The 20,027-nt window shown below is 67.9% G+C and carries 19 protein-coding genes and 1 tRNA gene; 9 read left to right on the top strand and 11 right to left on the bottom strand.

Annotated elements, in window-relative coordinates:
- Nucleotides 1-238: 238 nt before the first annotated feature.
- From AB0N07_RS10410 to AB0N07_RS10400, 3 genes are all read right to left on the bottom strand, one after another.
- Nucleotides 239-526: a hypothetical protein gene (locus AB0N07_RS10410; protein WP_365833818.1), complete on the bottom strand. Its 288-nt coding sequence runs from the start codon at nt 524-526 to the stop codon at nt 239-241.
- 131 nt (nt 527-657) lie between these two features.
- On the bottom strand, nt 658-2,070 hold the full coding sequence (locus tag AB0N07_RS10405; protein WP_365833918.1) for a DUF2252 domain-containing protein: 1,413 nt from the start codon (nt 2,068-2,070) through the stop codon (nt 658-660).
- A gap of 225 nt (nt 2,071-2,295) precedes the next feature.
- Nucleotides 2,296-2,382 (bottom strand) — tRNA-Leu (locus tag AB0N07_RS10400).
- A gap of 551 nt (nt 2,383-2,933) precedes the next feature.
- Between AB0N07_RS10400 and AB0N07_RS10395 the strand changes: the two genes are divergently transcribed.
- From AB0N07_RS10395 to AB0N07_RS10365, 7 genes are all read left to right on the top strand, one after another.
- On the top strand, nt 2,934-3,785 hold the full coding sequence (locus tag AB0N07_RS10395; RefSeq protein WP_365833817.1) for a DUF3662 and FHA domain-containing protein: 852 nt from the start codon (nt 2,934-2,936) through the stop codon (nt 3,783-3,785).
- A gap of 10 nt (nt 3,786-3,795) precedes the next feature.
- Nucleotides 3,796-4,314 carry an FHA domain-containing protein gene (locus AB0N07_RS10390; RefSeq protein WP_365833816.1) on the top strand — a complete coding sequence of 173 codons (519 nt, stop codon included), beginning with the start codon at nt 3,796-3,798 and terminating at the stop codon, nt 4,312-4,314.
- 90 nt (nt 4,315-4,404) lie between these two features.
- Complete coding sequence (locus AB0N07_RS10385; RefSeq protein ID WP_365833917.1) at nt 4,405-5,961, top strand: Stp1/IreP family PP2C-type Ser/Thr phosphatase; 1,557 nt, start codon at nt 4,405-4,407, stop codon at nt 5,959-5,961.
- A 27-nt stretch (nt 5,962-5,988) separates the two neighbouring features.
- Nucleotides 5,989-7,428: an FtsW/RodA/SpoVE family cell cycle protein gene (locus AB0N07_RS10380; protein ID WP_365833815.1), complete on the top strand. Its 1,440-nt coding sequence runs from the start codon at nt 5,989-5,991 to the stop codon at nt 7,426-7,428.
- Nucleotides 7,425-8,915 carry a penicillin-binding transpeptidase domain-containing protein gene (locus AB0N07_RS10375; RefSeq protein WP_365833814.1) on the top strand — a complete coding sequence of 497 codons (1,491 nt, stop codon included), beginning with the start codon at nt 7,425-7,427 and terminating at the stop codon, nt 8,913-8,915. The genes AB0N07_RS10380 and AB0N07_RS10375 overlap by 4 nt, the downstream gene beginning before the upstream one ends.
- A 168-nt stretch (nt 8,916-9,083) precedes the next feature.
- Entirely contained in the window at nt 9,084-11,069 is a 1,986-nt protein-coding gene (gene pknB / locus AB0N07_RS10370; RefSeq protein WP_365833813.1) for a Stk1 family PASTA domain-containing Ser/Thr kinase, read from the top strand.
- 212 nt (nt 11,070-11,281) lie between these two features.
- Nucleotides 11,282-12,313 carry a restriction endonuclease gene (locus tag AB0N07_RS10365; protein ID WP_365833812.1) on the top strand — a complete coding sequence of 344 codons (1,032 nt, stop codon included), beginning with the start codon at nt 11,282-11,284 and terminating at the stop codon, nt 12,311-12,313.
- Nucleotides 12,314-12,412: 99 nt separating this feature from the next.
- On the opposite strand, the gene AB0N07_RS10360 is transcribed toward AB0N07_RS10365, so the two are convergent.
- The 6 genes from AB0N07_RS10360 to AB0N07_RS10335 are packed head-to-tail and all read right to left on the bottom strand — an operon-like array spanning nt 12,413 to nt 16,717.
- Nucleotides 12,413-13,171, bottom strand: a complete 759-nt coding sequence (locus AB0N07_RS10360) for a class E sortase (protein WP_365833811.1) — start codon at nt 13,169-13,171, stop codon at nt 12,413-12,415.
- A gap of 6 nt (nt 13,172-13,177) precedes the next feature.
- On the bottom strand, nt 13,178-14,380 hold the full coding sequence (locus tag AB0N07_RS10355; RefSeq protein WP_365833810.1) for a class E sortase: 1,203 nt from the start codon (nt 14,378-14,380) through the stop codon (nt 13,178-13,180).
- Complete coding sequence (locus tag AB0N07_RS10350) at nt 14,377-15,015, bottom strand: aminodeoxychorismate/anthranilate synthase component II (RefSeq protein WP_030939022.1); 639 nt, start codon at nt 15,013-15,015, stop codon at nt 14,377-14,379. The genes AB0N07_RS10355 and AB0N07_RS10350 overlap by 4 nt, the downstream gene beginning before the upstream one ends.
- Complete coding sequence (locus AB0N07_RS10345) at nt 15,012-15,200, bottom strand: hypothetical protein (RefSeq protein ID WP_115907047.1); 189 nt, start codon at nt 15,198-15,200, stop codon at nt 15,012-15,014. Before AB0N07_RS10345 ends, AB0N07_RS10350 begins: the two co-directional genes overlap by 4 nt.
- Nucleotides 15,201-15,226: 26 nt before the next feature.
- The gene (locus AB0N07_RS10340) at nt 15,227-15,913 is read right to left on the bottom strand and encodes a class E sortase (protein WP_365833809.1); all 687 of its coding nucleotides are present in this window, start codon (nt 15,911-15,913) and stop codon (nt 15,227-15,229) included.
- Between the two features lie 24 nt (nt 15,914-15,937).
- A complete protein-coding gene (locus AB0N07_RS10335; RefSeq protein WP_365833808.1) occupies nt 15,938-16,717 on the bottom strand; it encodes a DUF881 domain-containing protein in 780 nt (259 codons plus the stop codon).
- Between the two features lie 142 nt (nt 16,718-16,859).
- On the opposite strand from AB0N07_RS10335, the gene crgA reads away from it, so the two are divergent.
- Nucleotides 16,860-17,114: a cell division protein CrgA gene (gene crgA, locus AB0N07_RS10330; protein ID WP_365833807.1), complete on the top strand. Its 255-nt coding sequence runs from the start codon at nt 16,860-16,862 to the stop codon at nt 17,112-17,114.
- A 268-nt stretch (nt 17,115-17,382) separates the two neighbouring features.
- Here crgA and AB0N07_RS10325 read toward each other — a convergent pair whose 3' ends face one another.
- Both AB0N07_RS10325 and AB0N07_RS10320 read right to left on the bottom strand, forming a co-directional pair.
- Nucleotides 17,383-18,291, bottom strand: coding sequence for a rhomboid family intramembrane serine protease (locus AB0N07_RS10325; protein WP_365833806.1), 909 nt, complete (start codon nt 18,289-18,291; stop codon nt 17,383-17,385).
- Nucleotides 18,292-18,419: 128 nt separating this feature from the next.
- Nucleotides 18,420-18,953: a peptidylprolyl isomerase gene (locus AB0N07_RS10320; protein ID WP_344403169.1), complete on the bottom strand. Its 534-nt coding sequence runs from the start codon at nt 18,951-18,953 to the stop codon at nt 18,420-18,422.
- Between the two features lie 362 nt (nt 18,954-19,315).
- Between AB0N07_RS10320 and AB0N07_RS10315 the strand changes: the two genes are divergently transcribed.
- A complete protein-coding gene (locus tag AB0N07_RS10315) occupies nt 19,316-20,017 on the top strand; it encodes a DUF5324 family protein (RefSeq protein WP_365833805.1) in 702 nt (233 codons plus the stop codon).
- The last annotated feature ends 10 nt before the right edge of the window (nt 20,018-20,027 follow it).

Genomic DNA, 20,027 nt, shown 5'->3' with positions numbered 1-20,027 from the left:
CCGGGCTCGTCACCCGACCAGCGTAGGCCACCCCGGCCCGCCTCTCGGACCCACCGACATCGGCACCGAAGCCCCGGCGTCACGACCTGCAATCCGACCTCCGCGCGGCGCAAGCCCGCAGTCGCCCGCCCCACCAGGCGTCACCACCCAGCGAAAACCCGACGGCCGCCACGGACTCCTCGCCCCCTGCGCCCGGGGTCCATGGACGTCCCGTCCCCGATGCCCACCGGCCTCGATGTCACCGGCCCTCACCCCGAACCTCCGGCAGTCCGCATCGCCCCACTCCACCACCAGGGTCCCGGCACACCACGGCCATCGTCCCCTGCCGGCACGCGATCTCATGAGTACAGCCGTCGCCATGCGGCAGCACCTCGTCGAGAATCACCTCGCACAACGCGCTCGCGTCGCACACATCCAGGATGTCCACCTGGAAACGCGAGACACCCGTGTAGAGGACAAGGAGGCTCACGTCGTGCTTGAAGCCGCTGTGCCCGAAGCGGATCTCGTCCTCGTCGGTCCGGGGCACGCCCTGCGGCCTGAGACCCCTCACACACCGCTTGCCGTGGAAGTCGTAGTGCCCCGGATCAGTGGTGAACGCCCCGGTCGAGGTACTTCACCCGGCGCTCCTCACCCGCCGCCCCCCTGCGAGCACTCCCCTCACACCCCCATCTCCGCCGCAACCCTCCCCGCCCGCACCGCAGTCACCAGATCGGCGTGGTCGGCCTCCGTGCGGTCGGCGTAGGCGACGGCGAAGTCGGCGATCGCCTCGTCCAGTTCCTCGCTCTTGCCGCAGTACCCGGCGACCAGGCGCGGGTCGGCGCTGTGGGAGTGGGCGCGGGCCAGGAGCGCGCCGGTCATACGGCCGTAGTCGTCTATCTGGTCGGCGGCGAGCGCCGCCGGGTCGACGCTGCCCTTGCGGTTGCGGAACTGACGTACCTGGAAGGGCCGTCCGTCCGCCGAGGTCCAGCCCAGCAGGATGTCGCTGACCACCTGCATGCTTTTCTGCCCGAGAACCACCCGGCGGCCCTCGTGCTCCACCTGCGGCGCATCGAAGCCCGCGGTCACCAGGTGCGGCACCAGCGCCGAGGGGCGGGCCTCCTTCACCTGGAGGACGAGCGGCTCCCCCCGGTGGTCCAGGAGCAGCACGACGTACGAGCGGGTGCCGACGCTGCCCGTGCCGACGACCCGGAAGGCGACGTCGTGCACCGCATGGCGGGCCAGCAGCGGGAGCCGGTCCTCGGAGAGCGTCGTCACATACTGCTCGAGTGCGGCGGCCACCGCCGCGGCCTCCGCGTCGGGCACCCGACGCAGCACCGGCAGCGCCTCGACGAAGCGGCGCCCGCCGTCTTCGGCCTGCTCCGTCGACTTCGCCGCGAAACGCCCGCTCGTGTTGGCCCGCGCCTTCTCGGAGACCCGCTCCAGGGTGCCGAGCAGGTCGTGGGCGTCGGTGTGGGAGACGAGTTCCTCGTCCGCGATGGCGTTCCACGCGTCCAGCACCGGCAGCTTGGCGAGCAGCCGCATGGTGCGGCGGTAGGCGCCGGTCGCGTCGTAGGCCGCCTTGCGGCACTGGTCCTCGTCGGCGCCGGCCTCCCGGCCCGCGAGCACGAGAGAGGCGGCGAGCCGCTTGAGGTCCCACTCCCAGGGGCCGTGGACGGTCTCGTCGAAGTCGTTGAGGTCGATGACCAGGTCGCCGCGTGCGTCCCCGTACAGGCCGAAGTTGGCGGCATGCGCGTCGCCGCAGATCTGCGCGCGGATCCGGGTCATGGGGGTGCGGGCGAGGTCGTACGCCATGAGGCCGGCGGAGCCGCGCAGGAAGGCGAAGGGCGTGGCCGCCATCCGGCCCGCACGTATCGGGGTGAGCTCGGCGATCCGGCCGCGGTGGGACTCCTCGACCACGTCGGCCGCGGGCGGGCGGGAGCCGTCGAGGTCGAGCGCGGAGTGCGCACTGCGCGGCACCCGCTTGCGCAGCGCCTTGCCCTCGTCCTTGGGTGATCCCTCGGCGGGCCACTCGGCGAAGCCCCGCACCCGCGGAAGCCGCCGTACGCCCGACCCCGCCGCTGCCTCTCCGATTCCGGTCACGCCAACCGCCTCCCCCGCACGCCGATGAACATCAACTCGTGCCGACCGTACAGCCGGTGGGCAAGGCGCGTCAGACCCTGTGGACAACTCCGCACCTGTGGAAAACGCCGCCCGGGACCGTACCGGCGGCCCATGTGATTGTCCTCACCGGGTAACGCGCCTCACACCGGCCGGGACAACGCGAAAGCCCCAGGTCAAAGACCTGGGGCTTTCGGCTGGTGCGCGAGGGGGGAGTTGAACCCCCACGCCCTTGCGGGCACTGGAACCTGAATCCAGCGCGTCTGCCTATTCCGCCACCCGCGCATTGGGTGTGTCCTCCGGCTTCGGCCCTTTGGGCTGGCGCCTTCCGACACCCAGAACATTAGCACGCTGGCCGGGGCGGGTTCACATCCCTTATCCCTGCGCAGCCGCCCACCAGCACGGACGTGCCGTCCGGCCGTCGACCGGCCGCCCCGCGCCCGTCCCGCCACGCGACCTGCGAACCACCGGCACGCCGACGACCCGCCCGCGAAGCCCTCCGCTCCGTATCAACACGTACCGATTCACGTATCAACCTCGTACCGGTCCTGCCCGTCTCCCCCGGAGCAGGGCAGGGTCCACAGCCAGGTGCGGGACACTGGTCTGCGGCCGCCTCTACGATCCTGGGCAGAAGGAGTGCGTGGGAGGAGTTCGAAGGGCAGCTTCGGAGGGAACCTCCGGAGGGAACTTCGTCCAGCGTCGACACCCGTCGACCGGGCCGACAGGGGGAACCAGCTGATTCACCCGCGCGTGGATACGATCAGTAAGCAGTACCAGGCAAGGCAGCGCCCGCCAACCGGGACACTGGACGGAAGCGACATCGGAGGAGGTGCCTCATGGGAGTCCTGAAGAAGTTCGAGCAGCGTCTCGAAGGTCTGGTCAACGGCACCTTTGCCAAGGTGTTCAAGTCCGAGGTCCAGCCCGTGGAGATCGCCGGAGCGCTCCAGCGTGAGTGCGACAACAACGCGACCATCTGGAACCGCGACCGCACGGTCGTCCCCAACGACTTCATCGTGGAGCTGAGCACACCGGACTTCGAGCGGCTCAGCCCCTACTCCGGCCAGCTCGGTGACGAGCTGGCCGGCATGGTGCGCGACTACGCCAAGCAGCAGCGCTACACGTTCATGGGCCCCATCAAGGTCCACCTGGAGAAGGCGGACGACCTCGACACCGGCCTGTACCGGGTGCGCAGCCGTACGCTCGCCTCCTCCAGCAGCCAGCAGGCTCCCGGATCCGCCGCTCCGCCGGCCGGTTCCGCGGGCCGCCCCGGCGGAGGGTACGGCTACCCGCCGGCCGCCGCACCCGCGGGCGCCCCGCCCATGCCTGCCGTACCGCCGCCCGGCGCCGCGCCCTTCGGCCAGCGTCCGGGCGCGGGCGGCCCGGTCGGCGCACCACAGCCCGGCTCACGCACCCGCCACTGGATCGAGATCAACGGCACCCGCCATCAGATCTCCCGCCCGACGCTGGTGCTGGGCCGCAGCACCGAAGCCGACGTGCGGATCGACGACCCCGGCGTCTCCCGCCGGCACTGCGAGATCCGGACCGGAACGCCCTCGACGATCCAGGATCTCGGGTCCACCAACGGCATCGTGGTGGACGGGCAGCACACCACCCGCGCTACGCTCCGCGACGGCTCGCGGATCGTCGTGGGCAGCACCACCATCATTTACCGGCAAGCCGAAGGGTGAAGCGGGGGCAATGTCAGAGCTGACCCTCACGGTCATGCGGCTGGGTTTCCTGGCCGTACTGTGGCTGTTCGTGATCGTGGCCGTGCAGGTCATCCGCAGCGACCTGTTCGGTACGCGCGTCACCCAGCGCGGGTCCAGGCGCGAGGCCGCACGGCCCCAGCAGGCCGCCCGCCAGCAGGCCGCGCCCCCGCAACAGCGGCAGCAGGCCGCCGGCGGCGGCCGCCAGCGCCGCAACGCACCCACCAAACTCGTCGTGTCCGAGGGCACCCTCACCGGCACGACCGTCGCGCTCCAGGGCCAGACCATCACCCTGGGCCGGGCGCACGACAGCACGATCGTGCTGGACGACGACTACGCCTCCAGCCGCCATGCCAGGATCTACCCGGACCGCGACGGCCAGTGGATCGTCGAGGACCTGGGCTCCACCAACGGCACATACCTCGACCGGAGCCGGCTGACGACCCCCACGCCGATTCCGCTGGGCGCGCCGATCCGCATCGGCAAGACAGTCATCGAGCTGCGGAAGTAGTACGACAATGAGCGAGCGGAGCGAGCACGCAGCGGCGGCCCCCACCACGGGCACCGGCGCGCTCCCGACCGGAGGGTGGGCACCGTGCGGATGTACCCGGAGCCGACGGGCGAGGTGCGCATGAGTCTGTCACTGCGCTTTGCCGCCGGATCGCACAAAGGCATGATCCGCGAGGGCAACGAGGACTCCGGATACGCCGGTCCGCGCCTGCTCGCGATCGCCGACGGCATGGGCGGCGCCGCCGCCGGCGAGGTCGCCTCCTCCGAGGCCATCTCCACCATCGTCGCCCTCGACGACGACGTGCCGGGCTCCGACATCCTCACCTCCCTCGGCACCGCCGTACAGCGCGCCAACGACCAGCTGCGCTCCATGGTCGAGGAGGACCCCCAGCTCGAGGGCATGGGCACCACGCTCACCGCCCTGCTGTGGACCGGCCAACGCCTCGGCCTCGTCCACGTCGGCGACTCCCGCGCCTATCTGCTGCGCGACGGCGTCCTCACCCAGATCACCCAGGACCACACCTGGGTGCAGCGCCTCGTCGACGAGGGCCGCATCACCGAGGAAGAGGCCACCACCCACCCCCAACGCTCCCTGCTGATGCGGGCGTTGGGCAGCGGCGAGCACGTCGAGCCGGACCTGTCCATCCGTGAGGTCCGCGCCGGCGACCGCTACCTGATCTGCTCCGACGGCCTGTCCGGCGTCGTCTCCCACCAGACGCTCGAGGACACCCTCGCCAGCTACCAGGGCCCGCAGGAGACCGTGCAGGAGCTGATCCAGCTCGCGCTGCGCGGCGGCGGCCCCGACAACATCACCGTCATCGTCGCCGACGTACTGGACCTGGACACCGGGGACACCCTCGCCGGGCAGCTCTCCGACACCCCGGTCGTGGTCGGCGCGGTCGCCGAGAACCAGAACCACCTGCACGACCCCGGCTTCATGGAGACCCCCGCGGGCCGCGCCTCCGGCCTCGGCCGCCAGGGCCACGGACACGGCGGAGGCGGCGAGTTCGGCCCGCCCGGCTCCGGCGACACCACCGGCTACATCCCCGCCGGCAGCTTCGGCGACTACACCGACGACGACTTCGTCAAACCCCGCGCGGGCCGCAAGTGGGCGAAGAGATCCTTCTACATCGTCCTCGCCCTCGCCGTCGTCGGCGGCGGCCTGTACGGCGGCTGGCGCTGGACCCAGACCCAGTACTACGTCGGCACCAAGGACGAGCACGTCGCGCTGTACCGGGGCATCAGCCAGGACCTGGCGTGGGTCTCCCTCTCCAAAGTGGAGAAGGACCACCCCGAGATCGAACTCAAGTACCTGCCTCCGTACCAGCAGAAGCAGGTCAGGTCCACGATCGCCGAAGGCAGCCTGCCCGGCGCCCAGTCGAAGGTCAACGAGCTTTCCGTGCAGGCCTCCGCATGCAAGAAGGAATCCGAGCGTCAGGCGGCCGAGAGCAAGAAGAACTCGAAGACCGGCACGGGCCAGGCGGGCGGCACCACGGGAACCAGCAAGACCTCCGCCACGTCCAAGGCATCACCGAGCCCCTCGACCTCACCGACCCCGTCCACATCAGCGACCGCACCCACCCCCAGCCCCGGCCCCACTCTCTCGGAGGATGAGCAGAAGGTCGTCTCGCTGTGCGGTAAGCAGTAGGCAAGCCGTGAGAGGCCCTGTCACACGATGAGCAGTACTACCAACACACCGACGCACCATACGTCCACGATCGGCGCGATCGGCGCACCGAGCCGGCGCAACACCGAGCTCGCGCTCCTGCTGTTCGCCGTCCTCATCCCGGTCTTCGCCTACGCCAACGTGGGCCTGGCCATCGACGACAAGGTGCCGGCCGGTCTGCTGAGCTACGGCCTCGGGCTCGGCCTGCTGGCAGGCGTCGGCCACCTCGCCGTACGGAAGTTCGCCCCGTACGCCGACCCGCTGCTGCTTCCCCTGGCCACGCTGCTCAACGGACTCGGGCTCGTCGTCATCTGGCGCCTCGACCAGTCCAAGCTGCTGCAGTCCATCAAGCAGGCCGGCAGTGCGGCGCCCCGCCAGCTGCTGTACACGGCAATGGGCATCGGGCTGTTCATCGTGGTGCTGATCTTCCTCAAGGACCACCGCGTCCTGCAGCGCTACACCTACATCTCCATGGTCGGTGCGCTGGTCCTGCTGCTGCTCCCGCTGGTCCCGGGCCTGGGCGCCAACATCTACGGCGCCAAGATCTGGATCTCGGTCGCCGGATTCTCCATCCAGCCCGGTGAGTTCGCGAAGATCGTGCTGGCGATCTTCTTCGCCGGCTACCTGATGGTGAAGAGGGACGCCCTCGCGCTCGCCAGCCGCCGCGTCATGGGCCTGTACCTGCCGCGCGGCCGCGACCTCGGCCCGATCCTCGCCGTCTGGGCGATGTCGATCCTCATCCTGGTCTTCGAGACCGACCTCGGAACGTCACTGCTGTTCTTCGGAATGTTCGTCATCATGCTGTACGTCGCCACCGAGCGGACCAGCTGGATCGTCTTCGGTCTGCTGATGTCCGCGGCTGGTGCCGTCGGCGTGGCGAGCATCGAACCGCACGTGAAGATGCGCGTCCAGGCCTGGCTCGACCCGATGAAGGAATACACGCTCAGCCAGGCGGGCGTGGGCGGCCACTCCGAGCAGTCGATGCAGGCGCTGTGGGCGTTCGGCTCCGGCGGTACGCTCGGCACCGGCCTCGGCCAGGGCCACTCCGACCTGATCCGGTTCGCCGCCAACTCCGACTTCATCCTCGCCACCTTCGGCGAGGAGCTGGGCCTGGCCGGCATCATGGCGTTCCTGCTGCTCTACGGCCTGATCGTGGAGCGTGGCGTGCGCACCGCGCTCGCCGCCCGCGACCCGTTCGGCAAGCTGCTCGCCATCGGCCTGTCCGGTGCCTTCGCGCTCCAGGTGTTCGTCGTCGCCGGCGGCGTCATGGGCCTGATCCCGCTGACCGGTATGACGATGCCGTTCGTGGCGTACGGCGGTTCCTCCGTGATCGCCAACTGGGCACTGATCGGCATCCTCATCCGTATCAGCGACACCGCCCGCCGCCCGGCGCCCGCGCCCGCCGGCAACCCCGACGCCGAGATGACCCAGGTGGTCCGCCCGTCATGAACAAGCCCCTGCGCCGGATCGCGATCTTCTGCGGCCTGCTGGTCCTCGCCCTGCTCGTCCGCGACAACTGGCTGCAGTACGTCAAGGCCGACAGCCTCAGGACCGACCCGAAGAACCGCCGCGTCACCATCGCCCGCTACTCGACCCCGCGCGGCGACGTCGTCGTCGACGGCAACCCGATCACCGGCTCCACCAAGACGAGCAAGAGCGGGCTCAACGACCTCGAGTACAAACGCACCTACAAGGACGGTGCGATGTGGTCGCCCGTCACCGGGTACGCCTCGCAGGCCTTCGGTGCCAGCCAGCTGGAGTCCATCGACGACGGCATCCTCACCGGCACCGACGACCGGCTCTTCTTCCGCAACACCCTCGACATGATCACGGGCAAGTCGAAGGCGGGCGGCAACGTCGTCACCACCCTCAACGCCGCCGCGCAGAAGGCCGCCTACAACGGGCTGAAGTCCCAGGGCGGCAAGGGCGCCGCCGTCGCCCTCGACCCGTCCACCGGGAAGATCCTGGCGCTGGCCTCCTACCCGTCGTACGACCCCTCGTCGTTCGCCGGGAACTCCACGTCGACGGACTCCAAGAACTGGACCGCGCTCCAGAAGAAGAACAACCCCTCGGACCCGATGCTCAACCGGGCGCTGCGCGAGACCTACCCGCCGGGCTCGACCTTCAAGGTGGTCACGGCAGCGGCGGCGCTGGAGAACGGGCTGTACACGTCCGCGGACGAGAGCACGAACTCACCGCTGCCCTACATCATGAAGGGCACGACGACCGAGCTGAAGAACGAGGGCAACATCCCCTGCAAGAACGCCCCGATGCGGGTCGCCCTGAAGGTGTCCTGCAACACCGTGTTCGGCAAGATCGGCGCCGACCTCGGCAACGCCAAGATGCTCGCCGAGGCGAAGAAGTTCGGCTTCGACGCCGAGCAGTTCACCCCGGTCCGCTCCAGCGCCTCGGTCTTCTCCGACAACATGAACTCCTCGCAGACCGCGCTGTCCTCGATCGGCCAGTTCAACACTGCGGCCACCCCGCTGCAGATGGCCATGGTCGCCTCCGCGGTCGCCAACAACGGCAAGCTGATGAAGCCGTACATGGTCGACAAGCTGCAGTCGTCCAACCTCGACACCATCGCGCAGACCGACCCGCAGGAGCTCAGCCAGCCCCTGTCGGCGAAGAACGCGCAGATCCTGCAGTCGATGATGGAGACGGTCGTCAAGGACGGCACCGGCCAGAAGGCCCAGATCGGCGGCGGCGTCACCGTCGGCGGCAAGACCGGTACCGCCCAGCACGGCGTCGAGAACAGCGCGAACCCGTACGCCTGGTTCATCTCCTACGCCAAACTCCCCGACGGCAGCTCGCCGGTCGCCGTGGCCGTGGTCATCGAGGACGAGAACGCCAACCGTGACGACATCTCCGGCGGCGGCCTCGCCGCCCCGATCGCGAAGAGCGTGATGGAGGCGGTCATCAACTCCAAGAAGTGACCCCGCTCACGTCCCCTTCACATCGGTACACGTTGCGATACCGGTCCTGTATCGGGTGACGCACTTAGCCAGGTCACACAAAGCTAGCCGGGTACGGTAGGCCCGGACGGCAGCCTCCGACCGCACACACGTGTGAGTCGGGACCGACGGAGAGGGCTGGTAGGAGCTATGGAAGAGCCGCGTCGCCTCGGCGGCCGGTACGAACTGGGCCAGGTGCTCGGTCGTGGTGGCATGGCGGAGGTCTACCTCGCGCATGACACCCGCCTCGGGCGCCAGGTGGCGGTGAAGACACTGCGCGCGGACCTCGCACGCGACCCTTCCTTCCAGGCCCGGTTCCGCCGGGAGGCCCAGTCGGCCGCCTCGCTCAACCATCCCGCGATCGTCGCGGTCTACGACACGGGCGAGGACTACATCGACGGGGTCTCGATCCCGTACATCGTGATGGAGTACGTGGACGGCTCCACGCTCCGCGAACTCCTCCACTCCGGCCGCAAGCTCCTGCCCGAGCGCGCGATGGAAATGACCATCGGCATCCTCCAGGGCCTGGAGTACGCCCACCGCAGCGGCATCGTCCACCGCGACATCAAACCGGCCAACGTCATGCTGACGCGCAACGGCCAGGTCAAGGTCATGGACTTCGGCATCGCCCGCGCCATGGGCGACTCCGGCATGACCATGACGCAGACGGCCGCAGTCATCGGCACCGCGCAGTACCTGTCACCGGAGCAGGCGAAGGGCGAGCAGGTCGACGCCCGCTCCGACCTGTACTCGACCGGCTGCCTCCTCTACGAGCTCCTGACGGTACGCCCGCCCTTCGTCGGCGACTCCCCGGTCGCCGTCGCGTACCAGCACGTACGCGAGGAAGCCCAGCCGCCCTCCGTCTTCGACCCCGAGATCACGCCCGAAATGGACGCCATCGTCCTCAGGGCCCTGGTCAAGGACCCGAACTACCGCTACCAGTCCGCCGACGAGATGCGCGCCGACATCGAGGCCTGCCTCGACGGCCAGCCCGTCGCGGCCACCGCGGCCATGGGATCCGTCGGCTACGGCGGCTACCCCGAAGACCAGCCGACCACGGCCCTGCGCGCCACGGACGCCGGCGCCACGTCGATGCTGCCGCCCATGAACCCGGACGACGGCGGCTACGGCTACGACGACCGCTCCCGCCGCCGCCAGCCTCAGAAGAAGTCCAACACGTCGACGATCCTGCTTGTCGTGGCGGGCATCCTCGTCCTGGTCGGCGCGATCCTGATCGGGAAGTACGCGTTCAGCGGGAACGGTGGCGTCGGCAACGACAAGGTGGACGTGCCCAACCTCGTCAGCCTGAGCCAGAGCGACGCCGAGAACCAGCTGAACAACATCGGCCTCAAGGTCGGCACGGTCAAGAAACAGCCCTGCGACAACCAGAGCAAGGGCAATGTCTGCTCGCAGGACCCGGGCAAGGGCACCAGCCTCAAGAAGGGGGACCCGGTCAACCTCGTGGTGTCTACGGGCGCTCCGAAGGTGGCCGTACCGGACGTCACGCGCCTGCAGTTCGACCAGGCGAAGTCCAAGCTCGAGGACAAGGGCTTCGTGGTCGATCAGAAGACCCAGGAGTCCGACCAGACCCCAGGTCTCGTCCTCTCCCAGAACCCGACGGGCGGCACGGAGAAGGAGAAGGGCACCACGATCACCCTCACCGTGGCCAAGGCTGCGGCGACGGTCCCCGTGCCCAACGTCGCCGGCCAGAGCTGCGACGACGCCAAGTCCGCGCTGCAGGCCGTCGGCCTCACCGGCAACTGTGTGAACACGCCCACCACCGACGACACCCAGGTCAACAAGGTCATCTCGACCAACCCGACGATCGGCACCCAGGTCAAGAAGAACACCGCGGTGCAGATCAACATCGGCCAGAAGCAGAACAACCAGGTCCAGGTGCCGAACATCCAGGGCCAGAAGCTGAAGGACGTCAAGAACGCCCTTCAGCAGGTGGGTCTCCAGGTCGGCAACATCAACGGCTCCCAGGACGACAACGCCATCGTCATCGGCTCGGACCCGACCCCGGGCAGCACGGTCAACCAGGGCACGCCGGTCAACCTGCAGACCTTCGGCGGCGGCGGGAACAACGGCGGGAACAACGGCGGCACCAACCTCTTCGGAGGTACTACCGGCTGACCCACCCCACCCCCATCGATGGGCCCCCTGCCGTACTCACCGGCAGGGGGCCATCTGCTGTCTGCCGCCCGAGCAGGGGGCGGTAGGCCGCGTACAACGTTTGTTCCTGTGTCGATCGTGTCTTCATATGTGCCTACTCGTTGATCGGATGGGGTGGGGTCTCGGAGCTCTGCCCTGGCCATACGGCCACACCGCGAGCGGAAGGGCAGAACGTGATCAACGAATCGGCGCTACTGGAGTCCAAGTCCCTGCGCGACAGCGTCCTGGAGCGCACGGACGTACTCGACAGAGTCAAGGCGCTGTCGCTGCTGCCGGACGGGATGCATGTGACGACCGCGATGGTGGCGGCGTACTTCCAAGTCCGCGTCAAAGCCATCCGCTCTCTGGTGATCGACCACAGGCCGGAACTGGAGGCCAACGGCTACCACGTTTTGGCAGGTTCAGAACTGAGCGCCTTCAAGGCGCTCAGTGGGATTCAGTCGCGCACCGCATCCCTCGCGCTCTTCTCCCGCCGAGCCGTCCTCAACATCGCCATGCTCCTCCGGGACAGCGAAGTCGCACGTCACGTGCGTGTGTACCTCCTGGACATGGAGTACCTGGCGCGCACCCAGCCTGTGGACAACTCCGTCCACAGCGACGTCGTCTCCCTCGACGACCGCATCGACCAACGCATCACCCACATCCTCGGCAAGACGGTCGTACCGATGTTCAACGCCTTGATCGAAACCTCGGGCGAGCACCGCAAGGAGCTGATCGCCCTGCGGGCCGGAGTCCAGCGCATCGAGCGACGGCTCCACCAGCACCACGCCCGGCTGCAACGGCTCGAAGGAGTACGAGACGATCGTCCCGCCGTCGGGATCATGGCTGCCATGGACGCCATGAACGGCAAGACGTTCGAGCGCCACATCGCCAAACTGCTCATCCGCGACGGATGCACCGACGTCGTCGTGCAGGGCGGTCACGGAGACCGCGGCGTCGACGTCATCGGGCTCACAGCCGACGGGCGACGTCTCGTCGTCCAGTGCAAGAGGCACGCGCCCTACCAGACCATCAGCAGCCCGGACATCCAGAAGTTCATCGGGTCGGCGAAGGTTCTCTACAGCGCGGAAGTGGCGCTGTTCGTGGCAACGTGCCCCTTCACCCCAGACGCCCTACAGCTCGCCGCCGAGACCGGGATCACCCCCGTACACCGCGGAATGCTGGAGGAGTGGGCCGCCGGTGAGCCGTTGAAGATCCTGGAGTAGGCGCCACCTGATCGAAAGAGGCCCGAAGCCGCAAAGGGTAGTTGCGGCTTCGGGCCTCGGCCATCAGGCGACCGGCTTCCTCCAAGGAAGTCAGTCGGATCAGCGCAGTTCCTCCGGCGGCGTCCTCTTGCTGTCCACCTTGTCCACCCGCACCAGCTCGCCCCACACCACATACCGATACAGGCTGGTGTACACCGGCGTGCAAGTCGTCAGGGTGATGTAGTGCCCGGCCGTCTTCTTCCCCGACTCCTTCGGGATCTGAGAGATGACCTTCACGTTGTACTTCGAGGTCTCGTCGAGGATGTCGTAGACCTTGTAGATGTACCACTTGTCCCGGGTCTCGAAGACGATCGCGTCGCCGACCTTCAGCTTGTCGATGTTGTGGAACTTCGCGCCATGGCCGTCCCGGTGGGCGGCCAGCGTGAAGTTGCCCTTCTTGCCACTGGTCGGCAGCGTCGCCTTGATCGGGTCCGTGTAGTAGCCGGCCACGCCGTCGTTGAGGACCTCCGTCGACGTGCCCTTCTCCACCAGGACCTCGCCGTTCTTCATGGCGGGGACATGCAGGAAGCCGATGCCGTTCTTGGTGTCCAGCGCACCGGGGCCCGTGGCCCCGCCCTCGTGGGCCCATGTGTCGCGGACCTTCTCGCCCTGCTTGTCCGCCGCCCGGTCGGCTATGACGTTCGTCCACCAGAGCGAGTAGACGACGAACAGGCCCAGCACCAGGCCCGCCGTGATGAGGAGTTCACCGAAGACGCTCACCGCCGCCGCAATACGGCCCGTGCCGCGGCGGCGGGCCGGTGGCGCCGCGGGCGCGTCCGTGTCCTCTTGAGTGTCGTCGGTGGTCGCTGCCACGTTCATGTGTCCCTATTCGACGAGCGCATCCGGCTTGCCCTTGCTGCGCGGCCGTTCCTCGACCATCTTGCCCCAGACGATCAACCGGTACTTGCTGGTGAACTCCGGAGTACAGGTCGTCAGCGTGATGTACCGGCCGGGCTTGGTGAAACCCGACTGGGGCGGCACGGGACTGATCACGCTCGTATTGCTCGGCGACGTCACCGGCAGCGTCGACGTCACCTTGTAGACGAAGTACTTGTCCTGCGTCTCGACGACGACCTCGTCGCCCTTCTTCAGCTTGTTGATGTACCGGAAAGGCTCGCCGTGCGTATTGCGGTGACCCGCAAGCGCGAAGTTGCCGGTCTTCGCGTCGGGCATCGCCGTCTTCAGCCGGCCCTCGCTGTAGTGCCCGACCATGCCCTTGTCCAGCACCTGCTTGTTGCTGACGCCCTGGGCGATCGGCACGACCACGTCCAGCTCGGGGATGTGGAGGATCGCGAAACCCTGGCCCGGCTCGAACTCGCCCGGCGCGCGCTTGCCGCTCGCCCAGTCGTTCTGCAGGGTGCTGGTCTCCTTGTCCGCCGCCTCATGCGCCCGCACGTTCGTCCACCACAGCTGGTAGGTGACGAACAGCAGCATCAGCACGCCGGTGGTGATGAACACCTCACCGATCGCCCGGCTCGCGACGACGCCCGGACTGGGCTTGCGTGCGCGGGCCTGCCGACGTGCCTCCACCCGCGAAAGCGGAGCCTTGGAAGCATCGGCGGAGACCTCCTCGGCGTCTTCCGCGACCTCCGAAGTCGTACGAGCGCCCCCATGACGCCCATGACGGCGCTTGGCAGCCTTTCTACGGGCCGCTCGGCCGCCCGGAGTGGTTCCAGTGGCAGGCGTGGTTGTTGAGGCGTCAGAGGGCGATATGGAACCGCTCGACGGCGGCTCCGGTATCCGCAGAGCCACCGTCTCCTCGTCCACAGGCGGAAGATACGGCTCCGCCCCCTCCACCGACGGCGTTACGTACGGCTCCTCCACAGGCACCGTGTACGGCTCCCCCGCGGCCGCCGCATACCCCCCGTGCCGCCCCTGCTGCCCCGGCGACTCACCGTTCCACTGGTCGAACGAACCGGACGCCTCGAACGCACCGGACGCCTCGTACCCCTCGAACGAGGCGTACCCCTCGTACGGCTCCTGCCCGTACGAGGCGGCGGACTCACGCTCGGGGCGCAGCGCGGTCACGCCGTGGCCCTGCCCACCACCGGGGCGAGCCCCGCCGACCTCGCCACGGCACCCTGGTCGCCGCACTCCACCAGCCAGTTGGCCAGCATCCGGTGGCCGTGCTCCGTCAGCACCGACTCCGGGTGGAACTGCACACCCTCGACCGGGAGTTCACGGTGCCTGAGCCCCATGATGATCCCGTCGTGCGTCCGCGCGGTCACCTCCAGCTCGGCCGGCACCGTCTCCGGCTCCGCGGCCAGCGAGTGGTAGCGCGTCGCAGTGAACGGCGAGGGCAGCCCGGCGAAGACGCCCCTGCCCTCGTGCTCGACCAGCGAGGTCTTGCCGTGCAGCAACTCGGGCGCACGGTCCACCACACCGCCGTACGCCACCTGCATCGACTGCATGCCCAGGCAGACACCGAACACCGGGACCCCGGTCGCCGCACAGTGCCGCACCATCTCGATGCAGACGCCCGCCTCCTCCGGCGTCCCCGGACCCGGCGACAGCAGCACACCGTCGAAGCCGTCCTGGGCATGCGCCGTCGACACCTCGTCGTTGCGCAGCACCTCGCACTCGGCGCCCAGCTGGTACAGGTACTGCACCAGGTTGAAGACGAAGCTGTCGTAGTTGTCGACGACGAGAATCCGCGCACTCACTGGTTGTCCACCGTCACATCGTTGAAGGGCAGCAGCGGTTCGGCCCACGGGAAGACGTACTGGAACAGGACATAGACCACGGCCAGGACCAGCAGGAGTGAGATCAGCGCCTTCACCCACGCGTTGCCCGGCAGATGCCTCCAGATCCAGCCGTACATGCCGTCCCTTCCGTTCCACCACGGCATCAGACTCACGCCGTACCCGCACCAGACTAACGGCGCAGCGCCTCTGGTTTCCCGGCCTCCACAGGCTGTGTGGAATCCAGGTGCCCCCACACGATCAGCCGATGGCTGTGCCCCCACTCCGGATCGCACGTGGTGAGCGTCAGATAACGGCCCTCACGCGTGTACCCCGACTTACGTGGCACAGGATCGATCACCTCAACGTCCGTCGGAACAGTTTTGTAGGGCCCTTTGTCGATCCGATACGTGAACCAGGTGGTCCCGTCCGTCAGCACCACCGCGTCACCCGGCCTCAGCTCGGGGAAGTCCACGAACGGATCTCCGTACGTCCGCCGATGCCCCGCCACCGCGAAGTTGCCCACCTGCCCCAGCTGCGCGGTGTTCGCGTAGTGCCCGAGCCCCTCCTTCAGCGTGCTCACCGCAGTGTCCTCGAGCACCGGCTTGTTCCACGTGAAACCAAGCCGCGGTATGTACATGATCGCGAAGGGCTTGCCCCCGACATACGGCGCCGGCTTCCTGGGAGCCGCCGCAGTACCGGCACTCGCCGCAGGACGCGCCGTCTGCTTCGCCCACTGGTGGTGCAGCACATCGATCTGGTGATTCATCGCACCGTCCGCCCGCACACCGGTCCAGAACAGCACATAGACGACGAATAACACGATCAGGCTGCCCACGGTGATACAGAGCTCACTGACGGTCCTGACGACGACGCGCACCGGCAGCTCCCGAAACGGCTCAGTTCACTCCACGGGCTGGGCGTAGTGCAGATCCACTGTGCCCGAGTAGCCGGGCAGAGTCACCGTCCCGTCGTGGGTCACTTTCCAGCCGAGGCCGTACACATTCACGTAGACCATGTAGTTCTGGATCGCCGTGGAATCCGACAGCGCCCTGTTCAGCTTGTCGGGATCCCCGATCGCCGTGATCTTGTACGGCGGCGAGTAGACGCGGCCCTGAAGGATCAGGGTGTTGCCCACACAACGCACGGCACTGGTGGAGATCAGCCGCTGGTCCATCACCTTGATGCCCTTGGCGCCGCCCTGCCACAGCGCGTTCACCACGGCCTGCAGATCCTGCTGGTGGATCACCAGGTAGTCCGGCTGCGGCTCGGGATAGCCGGGGAGCTTCGCGGTGGCGTCCGGCGGGGCGTCGTTGAGCGTGACGGTGATCGCCTCACCCTCCAGCTTCTGCGTGCCCGCACGATCCTCCAAGCCCGCGAGCTTCTCGTCCTGCGCCTTGGTGCTGCCGTCGTCACGCTCGGCGAAGGACTCGACCTCCCGGCGCAAAGATCCGTTGGAATCGTCCAGTTCGCCGTTCTTGCGGCTGCGCTCCTGGATCAGGTCGGAAAGCTTCAGCAATGACGTGTCCGTGCGGATATTGGTGCCCTTGGCCGTATTGAAACTTGTGAAGAAAATGAGCCCCGCGAGGGCGAAGACGGCCACCGTGAGCACCCGCACCGGCCGGAAACGGCGTCCGCGGGCAGGACTGGATCCGTCCTGGGGGGAGTCGGCAGAATTGCTCAACGTACCCTTATCTCCTTCGGCGCCGCGGAAGCACTACGCTAACGGACGCCCGGGGGAGCGCTAAGAGTCCCCTTGTACGCTGCTCCGGAGCCAGCCACAGTTCCCTGCGCGGCCACGCAGCGCATCGACAGGAGAGACCCTCGTGCCGAAGTCACGTATCCGCAAGAAGGCCGACTACACGCCGCCGCCGGCGAAGCAGGCGACCAGCATCAAGCTGAACAGCCGCGCCTGGGTCGCACCCGTCATGCTGGCCATGTTCATCATCGGCCTGGCCTGGATCGTCGTCTTCTATGTGACCGACGGCTCCCTGCCCATCGATGCGCTGGACAACTGGAACATCGTGGTGGGCTTCGGCTTCATCGCCGCCGGATTCGGCGTCTCCACGCAGTGGAAGTAACGGCCACCTCACGGTGAACATAGCCCTGCCCAGGGCTATCCGCTGAGTTATCCACAGCCTGTAGAAAAATCCACAGCTCCTGGGGAAAAGAAACGACCATCTGTGGATAACCAGTGGGCCGTTGACGCCGATACGACCATCCCACCCAGCTTCGCAAACCTGTTCGCCCCCTGCCTGACCTGCGAAAACACTGGTCGGTGACAGGGGGCACAGCTGTTCCCGCACACTATGCACAAGACTGGCAACCCGCTGTGGACAAGTGGGCACGTCAGGTGAGCTGAGCCGTCCTGAGCAGGGTCAGGACCACTACGACGACCAGGACCAGGGCGCAGGTGCCGTACTGGACGAGGGCGCGGTGTTCGCGTGGGGCGTGGACCATGGCGTAGCCGGTGATGACGCCGGCGACGAGGCCGCCGATGTGGGCCTGCCAGGCGATGTTGCTCCAGCCGAAGGTGAAGATCAGGTTGATCACCAGCAGGGCGATGATCGGCCGCATGTCGTAGTTGAGGCGGCGCATGAGGACGGCGGTGGCGCCGAAGAGGCCGAAGATTGCGCCGGAGGCGCCGAGGGAGGCTTCGGTCGGTGAGGCCAGCAGGTAGGTGAGGGCGCTGCCGGCGAGGCCGGAGACGAAGTAGAGGGAGAGGTAGCGGGCGCGGCCGAGGGCGGCTTCGAGGGGGCCGCCGAGCCACCAGAGGCTGAGCATGTTGAAGGCGATGTGCCAGAGCTGCTGGTGCGTGAACATTGCGGTGACCAGGCGGTACCACTCGCCGTCGGCGACGCCCTGGGTGGCTTTGAAGGGTGCCGGGGGCCATTCGCCGATGAGGACGAGGTGGTCGAGGAGCGAGCTCTGGACGTGGACGGCGATGAACACCGCCACGTTGATCCCGATGAGGATCTTGGTGAGGAGGCGGGGGTCGGTCGTGACGGTGCCGCCGGCGATGGTGCGGGGGCGGGTGGCGGCCGGGGGGTGTCCGGTGCCGGAGTCGCCGCGGGCGCATTCGGGGCATTGGAAGCCGACGGAGGCGTTGACCATGCATTCGGGGCAGATGGGGCGTTCGCAGCGGGTGCAGCGGATGCCGGTCTCGCGGTCGGGGTGGCGGTAGCAGCCGGGCAGGCTCTGGGCGTGCTGGGGTCCCTGGTCGTCCGGGCCTTGTGGGCTGCCTGGCGCCTGGTCCATGAGGTCCCCTAGGTCGTCGTTCGGGTGCTGTGCACAAATGCACCGCCCCGCCCATCTTTACGGATGGGCGGGGCGTTTGGTTCCTGCTGTGCGGGGACTCGACCTTGCGGGTGGGGTCCTCGTTGGTCTCAGCCCTCGCGGGTTTCGACGACGACTGACTCGATGACGACGTCGTTGACCGGGCGGTCGGTGCGGGGGTTGGTCTGGGTGGTGGCGATGGCGTCGATCACCTTCTGGCTGGCGGGGTCGGTGACCTCGCCGAAGATGGTGTGCTTGCGGTTCAGCCACGTCGTGGGGGCGACGGTGATGAAGAACTGGGAGCCGTTGGTGCCCGGGCCGGCGTTGGCCATGGCGAGCAGGTAGGGCTTGTTGAAGGAGAGGTCGGGGTGGAATTCGTCCTCGAACTGGTAGCCGGGCCCACCGGTGCCGTTGCCCAGCGGGTCTCCGCCCTGGATCATGAATCCGCTGATCACCCGGTGGAAGACCGTGCCGTCGTAGAGCTTGTCCGTGGACTTCTGGCCGGTGGCGGGGTTGGTCCACTCACGCTCGCCGGTGGCGAGTTCGACGAAGTTCCGGACCGTCTTGGGCGCGTGGTTCGGCAGCAGCCGGACCTCGATGTCGCCGTTGTTGGTCTTCAGGGTGGCGTAAAGCTGCTCGGCCACGATCTGCCTTCCGTTGTCTTCCTGTGACTCCCTGATCCTCGCACGGTCTGCGTCGTGCGTCGCCCGGCGCCCGTCTGTGGGGGCTTGTCGGGGGGTGTTGCTTGCAGAAAACCGGTCGAGTGTGTCCGGGCCGGGGGCGCTCGGCGGCGATCCGTGGCATTGTCGACGACAAGCACCTGTTGCCCCGTATTCATCCTCTATTGGACTTGATCGGCTCTTGATCGGCTCTTGCTGGAGATGGTCCTGAGTCGGTGTGCATGACCCGGATGCCCGCCCTCACATGCCCCGGTGTCTGTTGACAGGCATGATCCGTAAAAGGGTGGAAAGTCGAAATACCGTACGCCACCGAGGAGGAGGAACCCGTGACCCGCATCGACAGCGTGCGCGCCGCGACCGGTTCGGCGAAGGACAGCGTGCTGCACGCCGCGGAAGTGGTGGCGCCCTACGCCGACACGGCCAAGGACAGGGCCGCACACTACGCACACGAGGCACGCGTACGGCTCGCGCCGAAGGTGTCCCAAGCCGCGGATCAGGCCCGCGTCCAGTACGGCGCGCATGTCGCGCCGCGTCTGGAGCAGGCCCGTACGCATGTGCCGCCGAAGGTCGACCACGCCGCCCATGAGGCTGCCGTCCGCACCCGACAGGCGGCCCGGCAGGCCGCCGACTATTCCCGGCCGAAGCTGGAGCAGGCGGTGGCCGTGGCCGGGCCTGTCAGGGACGAGGCCGCCGCGCGCGGTGCTGCCGCATTGGCTGCGCTGCGCGGTCAGGTCTCACCGAAGGAGATTCAGAAGCTGGTTCGTCGGCATGAGCGTCGGGCGAGGGCCGGGCGTGCCGCGAAGGTGTTGCTGGTGCTCGGTACTCTCGCGGGCGGTGCTTTTGCTGCCTGGAAGTGGTGGGACAAGCAGGCCAACCCTGACTGGCTGGTCGAGCCGCCTGCTGCGACGGAGGTTCCGCAGTCGAGCCGGTTGTCGTCGGTGGACGGCAGCGGTCAGTCGTTGCTCGACCCTGAGGTGCAGGCCAAGGAGGCCGAGGAGGAGGCCGCTCAGCGCGACGACGACCGGTGATGTGCTGTGG

This window comes from Streptomyces sp. NPDC051172 (genome assembly GCF_040682555.1).
Classification (GTDB): domain Bacteria; phylum Actinomycetota; class Actinomycetes; order Streptomycetales; family Streptomycetaceae; genus Streptomyces.
The sequence above is the reverse complement of the archived record's forward strand: the minus strand, read 5'-3'. Positions and strand labels throughout refer to the sequence as shown.

Coding starts and splice junctions, on each gene's coding strand:
- pknB (WP_365833813.1), top strand. CDS start 9,084: ATGGAAGAGCCGCGTCGCCTCGGCGGCCGGTACGAACTGGGCCAGGTG.
- AB0N07_RS10390 (WP_365833816.1), top strand. CDS start 3,796: ATGTCAGAGCTGACCCTCACGGTCATGCGGCTGGGTTTCCTGGCCGTA.
- AB0N07_RS10380 (WP_365833815.1), top strand. CDS start 5,989: ATGAGCAGTACTACCAACACACCGACGCACCATACGTCCACGATCGGC.
- AB0N07_RS10360 (WP_365833811.1), bottom strand. CDS start 13,171: ATGAACGTGGCAGCGACCACCGACGACACTCAAGAGGACACGGACGCG.
- AB0N07_RS10345 (WP_115907047.1), bottom strand. CDS start 15,200: ATGCCGTGGTGGAACGGAAGGGACGGCATGTACGGCTGGATCTGGAGG.
- AB0N07_RS10385 (WP_365833917.1), top strand. CDS start 4,405: ATGTACCCGGAGCCGACGGGCGAGGTGCGCATGAGTCTGTCACTGCGC.
- AB0N07_RS10395 (WP_365833817.1), top strand. CDS start 2,934: ATGGGAGTCCTGAAGAAGTTCGAGCAGCGTCTCGAAGGTCTGGTCAAC.
- AB0N07_RS10375 (WP_365833814.1), top strand. CDS start 7,425: ATGAACAAGCCCCTGCGCCGGATCGCGATCTTCTGCGGCCTGCTGGTC.
- AB0N07_RS10325 (WP_365833806.1), bottom strand. CDS start 18,291: ATGGACCAGGCGCCAGGCAGCCCACAAGGCCCGGACGACCAGGGACCC.